Here is a 13,752-nt window from a genome sequence, read left to right on the forward strand (position 1 = left end):
GTTCACTTATGTACGGATATAGGCCTAGGTCACGCTTCCAACAGCTTTTGCGTCCGGATCATCGTCACCAATTCATCCAGCGACTGGTCCAGCGCCCGCCCCGACGTGTCCAGCATGAACCGCGCCCGCGCATAAAGAACCTCTCGGCTTGCCAGGATCGAGGTCAGCTGCTCCATCGCGTCGGCATTGCCCGCCATGGGCCGCTCATCACCCTGCGCGCGCACCCGGTCCATATGCTCCTGCGGCGAGGCCTTCAGCCAGATCGTATGGAAACTGGACAGCAACTTGTTAAGAGTTTCAGGCTCGGACACGATGCCACCGGCCACAGCCAGGATCACGCGGTCATAGTTTTCGATGACCCGATCCAAAGACCCGGCCTCAAGCTTGCGATAGCCTTCCTGCCCGTAAAGGGCGAGGATCTCGTCAATCGGCATTCCGCCATGCAGGGCGATTTCTTTGTTCAGCTCCAAAAATGGCGCATCCAGTTGTTCAGCCGCAAGTTTACCAAGCGTCGATTTCCCCGCACCGCGCAAGCCAATCAGACAGACGCGCTGTGCCCGTCCACCCTGATCGCTGCCCGGCGAGAGCGCCTGCAACACCTGATCACGTGTTTCGCTATCGGCTGCAGAAAATAGCTCGGCCACGCGTAGGCTTGTGGAATTCCACGGATCTTCTGCGCCAACAAACCACTCGATTCGGTGATCCAACGAATGCGCGACCCGTTGCAGCAACCCGATCGAAATATTGCCCGTCCCGGATTCAAGCTGCGCCAGATAGCGCTGTGACACGCCCGAGCTTTCGGACAGAACCCGACGAGAAATGCCCTTGCGTTCACGCGCGCTGCGGACCCGTTCACCCACCTGCACCATCAGCGCCGAGATGCTGCGTTCGATCTCGGATTCCGTGTCGATCTGGGTCGACACCCCGCTGAAGGTTGTAATTTCCGCCATGTTTCGCAATTCCGAATGTGTATAATAATGCACAATACGTTCGCCGGACCAAAAAGGAAAACGGTTATGTCCCGGTCTGCTCCGCGTCACACAAAAACGGAGCCAACAGGTCTTGGATATCCTGCGGAGGTTGGCGTTTTTCAAACGCGTCTGCCACGATGAAGACGCTGACGGTCTGGGCCGAAAAGCACAGTTGGCCATCCTGTTCGCCATCGACGCGAAACGTGATGGAGGATGTGCCCAACCGACTGGGCCATACGTGACAGGCCAGCGTGTGCCGGGGCGTGACCGGCGATTTGAAGTCCATCTCAAGCCGGACGAAGGGCGTGCCGACATTGCGGTCCAGTTCCAGCTGATACCAGCCCTGACCCAGATGCTCTTCCCACCAGGCGTTGATCGCATCCAGTGCGAACCATGGCAGGCGCCCGGTATAGGCGATGCGCGCCGGGTCGCAATCGCCCCACGTCACCCGGATATCATGCCGATAGGCCGAGGCCGGCCGGACCAACATCAATAGGTCTCCACGTGGTATCGACCCGCGTCGCGCATCTGATCCCGCAGCGCGGTCCAGTCCTGTCCAACGCCCGCCGAGATTTCGGTCAGAGCTTGCTCGACCCCGTCCTCCATATCCCGCAGGCCGCAGATATAAACGTAGCTGTTGGTGTCTTGCAGCAAGTCGGCGACGATGTCTCGTTTGGCCAGCATCCTGTCCTGAACATATTCCTTGTCCTGCCCCTCTTGCCGGCTGAATACCAGATGCTGATCCAACAGCGTCTTGGGCACTTTCTGCAACGGCCCGAAATAGGGCAAGCTGTCAGGCGTTCTCGCCCCGAAGAACATCGTCATGCCACCGTGGATCGTGCCCACCTTGCGCTGACGGCGCATGGTAAAGGCGCGCATCGGGGCCGAGCCGGTGCCGGTGCAGATCATCAGGATGCGCGCGTCGGGATCATCAGGCAGCAGAAAGGTCGACCCGAACGGGCCGGTAACATTGACCGCATCACCCTTTTTCAGATCACAGACATAGTTCGAGCAAACGCCGCCCTCTTCGCGTTTGACGGTCAGTGAGACGTTGTTGAAACCGGGACGTTCGCCATCGCGCGGGCTGGACACGGAGTAAAGCCGCGGCAGGTGCGGCTGCCCTTCGCCGGTGGTGCCGGGCGGGATGATCCCGATCGACTGACCTTCCAGAACCGGCATCGGGTGGCCCTGAAAATCAAGAATGATATGGCGCACGTCACTGTCCGAGGACGCCTCGGTCAGGCGGTAGTTGCCCTGCACAACGGCTTGAACAGGTTTGCCCAAGTTGTACAGATTGATCGTGGGTTTCGACGCCGTGGCGGGGGCCTTGGATTTGCCCCCCGCACCCTTATGGGCATCGGCCAGCAACGCGGCCATCGCATCATCCAGCGCCTCAATCCCGGTGTCGGCGTCATCCGAGACCAGATCCTCTTGTTCCGGCAACTCCTCCCACTCATATTGCTGCTCAAGGCTGTAAGGCTCGGTCACGACGCGCCATTCGTCGATCGAACCGGTCGGGCAGACCGGGATGCAATCCATGCAGAAGTTGCACAGATCCGCATTCACAACCACGTTGTTGTCGTCATGTTCGATGGCCTGTTCGGGGCAGGTCATCTCGCAGGTGTAACAACGGATACAGATTTCCGGGTCGATCAGGTGCTGTTTGATGGGTTTGTTCATGATTTATGCCGTCGCTGGATAAGGGCGGGAAGGGTCATGGCGTCGATAAGTGCTGCGCAGATGCCGGTGCAGGTGTCACAGCCAAGACAACGCCCCCGGATAACCGAGTGATTGGGCTGTATCTCGGCCTTGTCTGCGCTGAGTGCGGAGCGTTCCGCCGCCATCATCCATTTCCTTCCCGCGTTGGCTGGCAAGATGCGGCCGGCAGAGGGGGTCCCCACTGCCCTGCCAAACAGGCCCGAGATCAGGCCATGTGCAGTTTCACATATTCGAAATCGCCAGGCTTGTTATCGATCCCAACCTTTGGGGCCGAGATCCAGCCTGCGTATTTGCCGGGCTCATAGCACGGCACCATAAGCGACTGGATATAGGCCCCATCTTCCTTGGACGGCAGCCATTTGTCGGCATTCGCGGCCCATTCCGCCTCAGAGATGATATCGCCTTCGGGATTGGCCTTGATCGCGGCAAAGACGCCAATCTGGCGGTGGAACGCCTCGTCTGGCAGGGCCAAGTTGAATTCGATCCCGGCCTTCTGAATGATCTTGTTCCAACGCCCGACACCGCCCGAGGCATCGCGGACATAGTCGTCGCGCAACCGCATGTTGATCGCGGTCAGCGCAGGTACATCCTGCGTCACGATCGCCCCATCAACAATGGATTTAACTGCATAAGTGTCGCTTTGCAGCATGTGGTCGTCGTCGATACGGTTCTCCATATACCGGCCCTTGATACCCGCGTTGAAGGCGTTGGCGGCATTGGTCGAGACCTCCTGCCCGAACAGGTCCAGCGACAGCGAATAGTGTAGGTTCAGCTTTTTCTGGATCGTCGGCAGGTCGATCACGCCCAGATCACGCACTTTGCCGATATCGTAGGGGTCGGTCAAACCGGCCTCGTTCATCGCCTCGCAGGTGCGTTGCACGATACGGCTGACACCGGTTTCGCCCACAAACATATGGTGGGCCTCTTCGGTCAGCATAAAGCGGCATGTTCGGCTGAGCGGATCAAATCCAGATTGCGCAAGACTTTCCAACTGCATCTTGCCGTCACGGTCAGTGAAATAGGTGAACATGAAGAAAGACAGCCAATCGGGCGTTTCTTCGTTAAAGGCGCCCAACATCCGCGGCGCTTCTTCAGAGCCCGAGGACCGGATCAGCAGGTCATCCGCCTCTTCCCGGCCATCCTTGCCAAAGTATTTCTGCAGCAGATAGACCATCGCCCACAGGTGGCGGCCTTCTTCCACGTTGACCTGAAACAGGTTGCGCATGTCATAAAGCGACGGCGCAGTCAGTCCCAAGAACCGCTGCTGCTCGACCGAGCCCGGCTCGGTATCGCCTTGAATGACAATCAGACGTTTGAGCATGTTGCGGTATTCGCCCGGCACCTCCCGCCATGCTTTCTCACCCTTATGCTCACCCATTGGAATGATGCGTTCTTCGACCTGCGGAGCCAGCAGAACGCCCCAACGGTATTCCGGCATTTTCACATAGTCGAACTTGGCCCAGCCTTTGGGGTCAACACTGACGGCAGTGCGCAGATAGACCATGGATTCCTGAAAGTTCTGTGGGATCAGCTTGTTCCACCAGTCGATATAGCCGGGATGCCATTTCTCAAGCGCTTTCAGTACCTTGCGGTCCTGACTCAGGCCGACATTGTTGGGGATCTGAGTGTCGTAACTTACGTTGATGACGTCTAGCATGTCTTTCTCCTGATGAAGCTCGGGCGGAACCTGTCACACACGTTCCATGTCATATTCGCCGCGTAGCCCGGTGCCGTACCGTTGCAACGCGCCATCGGGACCCACCGCATTGGGACGGTTGAAAATCCAGTTCTGCCATGCGGTCAGGCGGCCAAAGATGCGGGTTTCCATGGTTTCGGGGCCCGCGAAACGCAGGTTCGCCTCCATCCCGGTCATTGCATCGGGGCTGAATGAGGCGCGCTCTTCCTCGAAGATGCGGATCTCGTCTTCCCAGTCGATGTCATCCAGGATCATCGTCACAAGGCCCAGCTCGTCGGCAGCTTCGGCATCCAGCGCGGTGTTTTTATGGTCTTCCATCTGGCCCGCCGCATCGGGCGTGCCGTAGAACCGGGTTTCAAGCCGGGTCAGGTCATTGCCCATGGGCAAAGGTCCAAAATTCGCATCAGTCAGAGTGACCGTCGCCAAGGGACGATTGTCGCCTTCGAACTCGTCTTCCATCATATATGTGCGATCCACCGCCCACAGGATTTCGGCCAGAATACCGGTAAAGCACGAGCCATGTTCGACCAGCGCTGACATCGACCGTGATGTGACGTCGATCCGTTTCAGTAGGCGCTTCCAATACTGCAGCACCTCGTTGGCCAGCCAGTGGTCACGGTTGACCAGCAACAGCGCCTCATGCGCCTGGAACAGCTCGGGGTCGCCTTGGGTGCGGAAGACCAGAAGCCCCAACTCCATCTCATTCAGGCGCAGGTGCAGGATGGCGTCGTCCAGTTCGCGCGCCAGCCGCAACAGATAGGCCTGATCCCCCTGCGCCGTGAACGCGGCCATGTCCTGCGGAGCGTCGGCATCCGGGCCGCTGATCGTCACGGTCGCCTTGCGGACATCCCGATCAACAGCCACTTCAATCAGGCTATACGTGACCGATCCATCTTCGCCGACCGTCTTGTCCAACGGACCCAAAGCAACCCCTGTGGCATCCGGCTTGGGCATCGCGGCGGCGAATTCGCGGGCACGTTCTTGCACGGTGGCGTCGAACTTGGAGTTCGGCACGACCTCATCCACCAGACGCCAATCCAGCGCCCTCTTGCCTTTGACCCCTTCTTCGGTCGAGCAGAACACATCTGCCAGATCGCGCCGCACCTTGCGTTTATCCGTCACCCGCGTCAGCCCACCAGTTCCGGGTAGAACCGCCAGCAAAGGCACTTCGGGCAGCGCGACCGAGGACGTGCTGTCATCGGTCAGCATGATGTGGTTGCAGGCCAGCGCTAGCTCGTAGCCACCCCCTGCGCAAGCGCCTTTGACGGCGGCAATATATTTCTGGCCGCTGTCCTTTTCGGCAGCTTCGTAGGTGTTGCGCGTCTCATTGGTGAATTTGCAGAAGTTCACCTTGTGGCTGTGGGCCGCCCCCCCGAGCATCCGGATATTGGCACCCGCGCAGAACACCCGGTCCTTACCGGATTGCATGACGACCACTTTCACTTCGGGATGTTCAAAGCGCATCCGTTGCACAATATCGGCCAGTTCGATATCGACGCCCAGATCGTAAGAGTTCAGCTTGAGTTGATACCCCTCGAACAGCCCTTGATCTTCGTCGACATCCATAAACAGGTTCGCAATCGGCCCTTCATATTCCACCCGCCAATGGCGATACTGCGATGGATGGGTCTGAAAATTGATGACCTTGGTCATGTGCAACTCCTACGTTCAGACATGCAGGATAGTGCGCTGCATGTATCGAGTAAAGGAATGAGTGCAACATAACGCATCTTTTAGATGCATTTTTTGCCGATTCTACCCTCTACTGCTACCTTGTTGTGCATTATTTTGCACATCTCACCATTCAAACCCAGAACAGCCCCTCCTGCCCGGTCCACCGCCTCGCAAGCCAGATCGTCGGACAAGGTCATTAGCCGCGCCATCGCGCGAGGCTGCCCCATCCGACCTTTCAGACAGGCGTTTGCGTATTGGATAACCGCCTGCACCATCAGACGTTCTGGCGAATTGGGCGGGCAGGCCAGCCAGACGGCCTCGAGCACCTCATGCGCCTCCCAAAAATACCCTTCGTTCAGAAAGGCCAAACCGCTGGTCCAGGCAGATGTACCCACCAGATCCGACGGCGCAACATCCGCCAGGCCGGTTTTCAGCGGGTCAAACAGACCTTCGGGGTGACGCGCTGTCTGACCCGGTACGTAAGCATGCGGAGGCCAACAGTCGCTGGTCATGCCATTTCAGGCATTGCGTGTTCCAACCGCTCAAGCCGGGCGGTGAACTCTGCGATTGCTGTCAGGGTTGCTGTGGGTTGATCAAACTGAGGGGCGTGTCGACAATTGTCCAGTATGGCTGTTTCGACTGGGGCATAGCTGCGGGTTTCAACCTCGGCAATCTGAGCCAGTGTGCCATACTGATCATCACGCCCCTGAATCGCAAGCGTCGGAATGCGCAGGTAGTCGATGACATCCGCCACGTTCCAGTTGCGGAAACCGGGGTCCAGCCACGCATCACACCAGCCATTAAACATCGCCGCCGGGTCGCGGTGATAAGACGCCAGCCGCCCTGCTAGGTCGCCGGTATCAAACGCTTCCCGCGCGGCGGCAATCGAAGCCAACCCCATCTCTTCGGTAAAGAAATGCGGCGCCATCAGGATTAGCCCCCGCACCCGCTGGTCCGAGACCGAGCCTGCATAGATCGCCGCAATCGTCGCACCGTCGGAATGGCCCAGCAGAACCGCCCGCTGAATGCCAGTCTGATCCAGAACGGGACCCAGAACCTGCTGCGCTTCGACGGTCATGTAGTCCAGCGGGCGCGGCAGCTCTGCTGGATCGGATTGGCCGTAGCCAGCACGGGAATAGGCCAGAACACCAAAGCCGGTTGCCGCCGAAATCTCGGCAGGGAAATCCCGCCACATCGCGACGCAACCCAGCCCTTCGTGCAGCAATACGATGGTTGGCGCATCCTGTGGCGCAGGGCCCCAGGTGCCATATTCCAATTCCCTACCGTTCACATCCATGCGGCCCGAGCCGCCATCCTGCCAGATCATGCGGTTTCCCTCAGTTTAAAACGTTGGATTTTGCCGGTTGCGGTTTTGGGCAAATCGTCCACCACCTCGACCCAGCGCGGATATTTCCACTTGCCGATCCGGTCTTTGACAAAGTCTTTCAGATCCCCAATCGCATCCGCGCTTTGACCATCTTTCAGAACGACAAAGGCGCGAGGCTTGTCCAGGCCTTGCTCGTCGGCATGGGCCACAATCGCGGCCTCCAGAATGGCGGGGTGTTCGATCAGCGTCTGTTCAATCTCGAACGGGCTGACCCAGATACCGGACACCTTGAACATGTCATCCGTACGCCCGCAATAGATATAGCGACCCTCGGCTGTGCGCTCATACTTGTCGCCAGTCCGGGTCCAATGCCCCTCGAAAGTCGCACGCGATTTCTCGCGCCGGTTCCAATAGCTTTCGGCAGAGGAAGGACCCCGCACCAGCAGCTCGCCCACCTCGCCATCGCCAACCTCGTGATCGGCTTCGTCGACCAGACGCACGTCATAGCCGGGCACCGCCGTGCCAGAAGTTCCGTAGACTATGTCACCGGGGCGGTTCGACAGGAAAATGTGCAGCATCTCGGTCGAGCCCACGCCATCCACGATCTGCGCACCCATATTCTTCTCCCACGCCTCACCCACCTCGCGCGGTAGCGCCTCGCCAGCCGAAGTACACAGGCGCAGATTTGGTTCGCTTTGTAGATCGCCCGCCTCGAACCGTGCGTTCATCGCGGCAAAGAAGGTGGGCACACCGCAAAATAGCGTCGGCTTGTGCGCGGCGATGATCTGAAACGCCACATCCGGCGTTGGGCGGCCACCCAGAAGGATCGTCGTTGCCCCAACCGACAGCGGAAAGGTCAGCCCGTTGCCCAACCCATAGGCAAAGAACAGCTTGGCGACCGAGAACACCACGTCTTCTTCCCGGATACCCAGCACCTGCGCCCCGAATGTATCGGCGGTGGCCCGAAGGCTGGACTGCACATGGCGCACACCTTTCGGCAGACCCGTCGAGCCCGAGGAATAGAGCCAGAACGCGGCCTCATCACTGTCCGAGGTGACGGTTTCCACTGGCGTGGCCCCGTCCATGAACGCCTCAAGGCTGGTGGTGCCATCGGGCGCGTCGCCTACAACGATAACCTGCCGCAGATTTGTATTGCCTTGGATCGCAGGTGCGATCGTGGCCCACATCTCGGCCGATACGATCAGAACCGTCGCGCGGCTATCGTTCAGGGTCGCGGCATATACCGGCGCGGACAGCAATGTGTTGATCGGCACCGGAATGGCTCCGGCCTTGATCGCGCCCCAGAACAGGATCGGAAATTCGATCTGGTCCAGCACAACCATCGCCACACGTTCTTCGCGGCGCACGTCATGGCGCGTCAGCGCGCCCGCAAACCGCGCGCTTTCCTCGGCCAAGGCGCGATAGGTCAGCGTGCGTTGCTGTCCGTCGGCCTCGTGAAAGGCCACTTTGTCGCCGCGCCCTTCGCGCAGGTGACGATCCACAAACCAAAGGGCTGCATTCTGGTTTTCTGACACGGGTTCCTCCTCCCCTCGACGGGCCAGCGGCTGCTTGCCGGAAAAACAATCACCCTGATGTGCCGCCCATCTCCCCTATGGGTCGTCTCGTTGGGGGATCATTCGAACCGGGGTTTCAGAAAATTTCGCCCCGACGCCTGAAATATGCGTTATAATGCACATCTCCCGCATATGTTTGCAACAGTGTTTTTTGCGTTTGTGCATTTTCTTGCACAACCCAGCAAAGGTCAGCCAAATGGGATCAGGAATAGAGTGATCGCCGGGAACAGCACCAAAAGGACAACACGCAGGATGTCAGATCCGACAAAGAACAGCACGGCCTTGTAGGTCTCGGTCATGCGGGTTTCACGGTCCATCGTGTTGATCACAAACAGATTCATCCCGACTGGAGGCGTAATCAACCCGACCTCAACCACGATCAACACGAGGATACCGAACCAAATGGCTGTGCGTTCTTCGGCGATGCGGTCGGCCATGCCTTGTGTGACTCGGATACCGATCTCTTTCTGTAAATCGCGACTGATCTCAGCCCCCGAGGCAATCAGGGCTTCGACTTCAGCGCGGATGTCGGGGGCGATGTCGGCAGCTCCGGCCAGCGCAGTACGTGCTGCATCATGTTGCATCGCGATCAAGTCGACCAAGCCGAAATCCAGCACGGATATAACCGGGTAGAAGATGGGAATCGTCAACAGGATCATGCTGAGGCTGTCCATCACACAACCAAGAACCAGATAAAACACAAGGATCAGAGCCAGAATTGCCCAGGGGCTGAAGCCCTGACTCAGCACAAAATTCGCCAGTTCCTGCGGCACATTCGTCAGCGCCAGAAACCCGTTATAGAACCCCGCGCCCAGAATGATGAAGAAGATCATCGCCGTGGATTTGGCCGTGGTAGTGAAACTGTCTTTCAGCGTCGACCATGTCAGCCCGCCATTAGCTAGCGCGATGAGTCCGGTTCCAGCCGCCCCCACAGCAGCGCCTTCTGTGGGCGTGAACCACCCCGCATAAATGCCGCCGACAACGCCGCCAAAGACAACCAGCACGGGCCAGACGTCCAGCAACAGCCGAAACCGTTCACGGTAGGGCACGGCAGGACGGGTTCCGGCGCTGTCTGGGTAAAGGCGCACATAGACCGAGACGGCAATCACATAACCCAATGCCGCCAGAACGCCGGGGATGAATGCAGCTAGAAACAGCTTGGCGATATTCTGTTCGGTCAGGATCGCGTAGATCACCAACACAACCGAAGGCGGGATCAGAATGCCCAACGTCCCCCCTGCGGCCAACGTGGCGGTCGAGAAGCCACCGGCATAGCCATACCGACGTAACTCAGGCAGTGCCACGCGCCCCATCGTGGCCGCCGTCGCCAGCGACGATCCGCAGATCGCCCCGAACCCTGCGCAAGCTCCGATCGCGGCCATGGCGACACCGCCCCGGCGATGGCCCAAAAAGCCCTCTGCCGCTTTGAACAGCGCCGTCGACATCCCGCCCAGCGTGGCAAAATACCCCATCAGCAGGAACATCGGCACAATCGACAGGGAATAGCTGGAGAAGGTCGTGTAGGTCTCGGATTTCAGCCGGCCCAACGGGATATTCAGGTTGCCGGTGACAGTCACAATCCCGACCAGACCGGTGACGAACATGGCCAACCCAATCGGCACGCGGGCGAATATCAGCAAAAGCAGAGCGGGAAAGGACAGCAACCCGATGACGAGATCGCTCACGGCAGGAGTTCCTTTCCTGTCGCGCATTCGCGGATGCGGATGCCCGCCATATAAAGACCAACGACCGCCGCCACGACGGCTGCGCAAAAGCTGGCGGCGTAACCCCACCAGACGGGGAATTGGAGGATAAACGTATTCTCACCAAACCGCAGCTTCGCCATCATGCCCCCGAACAACTGCACTGCGATCAGCACCAAAACGGCGGCAAAGACCACCTCGGCCAACATGCGTAAGATACGGTCAACCCGGGGCGATAGTTTCGAGGTGAAAATATCCACGACCGCATGGCCCGAATTCAACTGGCAGAGCGGCAGAAACGCAAAGATGGCAAAGGCCACGCCCGCCTCGACAATCTCAAAATCACCATTGATAGGCCCGACACCCAGCCCCAGAGCCCATTCAGAAAAGCCCGGCGCAACCTGTCCGATCCAACCATGCAGCAATGTATTGAGGGACCGGCCCAGAACCGAGATACAGATCAACAGGATCAAAGCCGTCAGAACAGCGCCGCCCAGCAATGCCATGCCGCGCGCCAGCTTTTCTATCGTTTGGTGCATGTCCCCTCCACCAACGGTGCCGATGCAGATTTTGGTTTAAATGTCGCGCGGCGCTGTCTGAGCCCCGCGCGGAAGGTCCGGCTTAGCTGCCGTACTCGTTCATCAACGCTTTGGCCCGATCTATCAGGGCCTGACCGTCAATGCCCTTTTCGTTCATCTCTGACAGCCAGGTGTCATAGACAGGCTGTGCGGCCTCGGCCCAGGCGGCGGATTGTTCGGCGTCCAGAGTCACCACGTTGTTCCCGCGATCCAGCGCGATTTCACGTGCGGGCTCGTCATAGGCCTGCTGGACTTCGCCTGCGAACATGGAGAACTCCAGACCCGAGTTGTCGTCGATGACAGCTTTCAGATCATCCGGCAGTGCGGCGTATTTTTCCTTGTTCATGGCCAGAACGAAGGTCACGGTATACATCATCGGCCCTGTGAATTCGGTATGGTTTTCTACCAGTTCCGGCACTTTCAGCGCTTTGGTCACTTCCCACGGAATGGTCGTGCCGTCGATCACACCCTTGGACAGCGCCTCGGGCACCGCAGGCACAGGCATACCCACCGGGGTCGCGCCCAATGTGCTGAGCAAGGCGTTGACCTGACGCGAGGCGCCACGGATTTTCATACCGTTGAAATCGTCTGGCGTCAGAACCTCTTTATTGGCATGGATCATGCCGGGGCCGTGGACCCAGCCACCCAGAACCTTCACGTCCGAGAACTCACGCGCGGCGATGTCTTCCTCCAGCAAGGTCCAAAACGCGGCCGAAGCGGGCTTGGCGTCATTCACCAGGAAGGGCAATTCGAACACTTCGGTCGACGGGAAGCGGCCCGGCGTATAACCGATGACGTTCCAAGTCATGTCAATCACGCCGTCGATCACCTGATCCAGCAGTTCCGGCGGCTTGCCGCCCAGTTGCATCGACGGATAGCGGGTAATTTCGATGCGTCCGCCCGAATCCTCTTCGATCTTGTCGGCCCAGACGTCGATGATTTTCGATGGAATCGTCGCCTGCGCAGGCAAGAAGCTTTGCAGGTTGAATTCATACTCGGCCGCGTTTGCCACCGTTCCCATGCCAAGGGCCATAGCCCCCAACGCCCCGATCAGCGTGCGTTTGATCTTCATTGTTTCCTCCTCTGCGCGATGCGTCGCGATGCAATTTAATGCATAACATGCATAATATCGCAACTTTTTTTGCAGGCCCGCTTATCATCAGTCCAGCGTCCTAGGTCCGATACGGGGCGGTATCCAGTCATCGCATGGGATCATGTATGGCCCCCTTATGCTTTTATCGCAACGGTATGGCCGCATCCGTGCGTTGCGAAACCTCTTGCACAATGCAATCCTGCACAGCGGGGACAGGAGGATAAGATGCGGACGCAAGTTCTTGTGATCGGCGGCGGGCCGTCGGGTTTGCTGTTATCACAGCTTCTGGCAACGCAGGGAATCGACAGCATCGTACTGGAGCGTCGGACCAAGGACTATGTGTTGGGCCGCATCCGCGCCGGCGTGCTGGAGCAGGGTTTTGTCGACCTGATGGATCAGGCAGGCGCCAGCCCGCGCCTGCACGCTGAGGCAATTGAACATAGCGGCACGTTGATAGCGGTCGAAGACGACTGCTTCCGGGTCGACTTCCAGCACCATACCGGCACCCCAGTTCTGGTTTACGGCCAGACCGAAGTGACCCGCGACCTCTATGACGCGCGCGAGGCCGCAGGTGGCGCGATGATCTTCAACACCGAAAACGTCACCATTCATGACGCTGAAACCGACGCCCCCTATGTGACCTTCACCACTGATGGGCAAGATCAGCGTATCGATGCGGATTTCGTCGCGGGCTGCGACGGATTTCACGGGGTCAGCCGCCAAACCATCCCGCTGTCGGTCCGGCGCGAATACGAAAAGATCTATCCTTTTGGCTGGCTGGGCATTTTGTCCGAAACCCCGCCTGTGCATCACGAACTGATCTATGCCTCGTCCCATCGCGGCTTTGCGCTGTGTTCTATGCGCAACGAGGCGCTGAGTCGCTATTACATCCAGTGTTCTCTGTCCGATCACCCTGAAGACTGGACTGATGCCGCTTTTTGGGCCGAGCTGAAACGCCGCATTCCACAGGAATATGCCGATCGCCTTGTAACCGGCCCGTCGATCGAAAAATCCATCGCGCCACTGCGTTCCTTCGTGACCGAGCCGATGCAGTGGGGGCGGTTGTTTTTATGCGGGGACGCGGCGCATATCGTGCCGCCAACCGGGGCCAAGGGACTGAATACGGCAGCCTCGGACGTGCACTACCTGTTTCAAGGTTTGAAGGACTATTACCAAGATGGGTCTGAGGCCGGGATCGACGCCTATTCGCAAAACGCTCTGGCGCGGGTTTGGAAGGCCGAGCGGTTCAGCTGGTGGTTTTCAACGCTGCTGCACCGCTTTCCCGACCAGTCCGAATTTGACCTCAAGATGCAACGGGCCGAGATTGACTTTCTGCGCACGAACGAAGCCGCGCAAAAGGCGATGGCCGAGAACTATGTGGGGCTGCCGTATTGAAGATGACCGACGAAAAGGGGAC

At 58.7% G+C, this 13,752-nt stretch carries 13 protein-coding genes; 1 reads left to right on the forward strand and 12 read right to left on the reverse strand.

What is annotated here, in order from left to right:
* Positions 1–29: 29 nt before the first annotated feature.
* The 12 genes from AC2TAD_RS14370 to AC2TAD_RS14425 all read right to left on the reverse strand — a co-directional run bounded on the left by AC2TAD_RS14370 (position 30) and on the right by AC2TAD_RS14425 (position 12,314).
* Positions 30–950 carry a helix-turn-helix transcriptional regulator gene (locus AC2TAD_RS14370; protein WP_480868471.1) on the reverse strand — a complete coding sequence of 307 codons (921 nt, stop codon included), beginning with the start codon at positions 948–950 and terminating at the stop codon, positions 30–32.
* Between the two features lie 64 nt (positions 951–1,014).
* Positions 1,015–1,461: an acyl-CoA thioesterase gene (locus AC2TAD_RS14375; protein ID WP_480868473.1), complete on the reverse strand. Its 447-nt coding sequence runs from the start codon at positions 1,459–1,461 to the stop codon at positions 1,015–1,017.
* The gene (gene boxA / locus AC2TAD_RS14380) at positions 1,461–2,651 is read right to left on the reverse strand and encodes a benzoyl-CoA 2,3-epoxidase subunit BoxA (protein ID WP_480868475.1); all 1,191 of its coding nucleotides are present in this window, start codon (positions 2,649–2,651) and stop codon (positions 1,461–1,463) included. Before boxA ends, AC2TAD_RS14375 begins: the two co-directional genes overlap by 1 nt.
* Entirely contained in the window at positions 2,648–2,815 is a 168-nt protein-coding gene (locus AC2TAD_RS14385; RefSeq protein ID WP_170783010.1) for a hypothetical protein, read from the reverse strand. The genes boxA and AC2TAD_RS14385 overlap by 4 nt, the downstream gene beginning before the upstream one ends.
* Positions 2,816–2,895: 80 nt before the next feature.
* Positions 2,896–4,347, reverse strand: a complete 1,452-nt coding sequence (gene boxB, locus AC2TAD_RS14390; protein ID WP_480868477.1) for a benzoyl-CoA 2,3-epoxidase subunit BoxB — start codon at positions 4,345–4,347, stop codon at positions 2,896–2,898.
* Between the two features lie 33 nt (positions 4,348–4,380).
* Complete coding sequence (gene boxC / locus AC2TAD_RS14395; protein WP_480868479.1) at positions 4,381–6,039, reverse strand: 2,3-epoxybenzoyl-CoA dihydrolase; 1,659 nt, start codon at positions 6,037–6,039, stop codon at positions 4,381–4,383.
* Positions 6,040–6,119: 80 nt separating this feature from the next.
* Positions 6,120–6,572: a DUF309 domain-containing protein gene (locus tag AC2TAD_RS14400; RefSeq protein WP_480868481.1), complete on the reverse strand. Its 453-nt coding sequence runs from the start codon at positions 6,570–6,572 to the stop codon at positions 6,120–6,122.
* A complete protein-coding gene (locus tag AC2TAD_RS14405) occupies positions 6,569–7,387 on the reverse strand; it encodes an alpha/beta fold hydrolase (RefSeq protein WP_480868483.1) in 819 nt (272 codons plus the stop codon). The genes AC2TAD_RS14400 and AC2TAD_RS14405 overlap by 4 nt, the downstream gene beginning before the upstream one ends.
* On the reverse strand, positions 7,384–8,922 hold the full coding sequence (locus tag AC2TAD_RS14410) for a benzoate-CoA ligase family protein (RefSeq protein ID WP_480868484.1): 1,539 nt from the start codon (positions 8,920–8,922) through the stop codon (positions 7,384–7,386). The genes AC2TAD_RS14405 and AC2TAD_RS14410 overlap by 4 nt, the downstream gene beginning before the upstream one ends.
* A 227-nt stretch (positions 8,923–9,149) precedes the next feature.
* Positions 9,150–10,646, reverse strand: coding sequence for a TRAP transporter large permease (locus AC2TAD_RS14415; RefSeq protein WP_480868486.1), 1,497 nt, complete (start codon positions 10,644–10,646; stop codon positions 9,150–9,152).
* Entirely contained in the window at positions 10,643–11,203 is a 561-nt protein-coding gene (locus AC2TAD_RS14420) for a TRAP transporter small permease (RefSeq protein WP_480868488.1), read from the reverse strand. The genes AC2TAD_RS14415 and AC2TAD_RS14420 overlap by 4 nt, the downstream gene beginning before the upstream one ends.
* 82 nt (positions 11,204–11,285) lie before the next feature.
* Positions 11,286–12,314, reverse strand: a complete 1,029-nt coding sequence (locus AC2TAD_RS14425; RefSeq protein WP_480868489.1) for a TRAP transporter substrate-binding protein — start codon at positions 12,312–12,314, stop codon at positions 11,286–11,288.
* Positions 12,315–12,560: 246 nt separating this feature from the next.
* On the opposite strand from AC2TAD_RS14425, the gene pobA reads away from it, so the two are divergent.
* Positions 12,561–13,730 (forward strand): 4-hydroxybenzoate 3-monooxygenase, encoded by a 1,170-nt coding sequence (gene pobA, locus AC2TAD_RS14430; protein WP_480868491.1) that lies wholly within the window; start codon positions 12,561–12,563, stop codon positions 13,728–13,730.
* Positions 13,731–13,752: the final 22 nt, after the last annotated feature.

This window comes from Ruegeria sp. HKCCD7628, assembly GCF_057221005.1.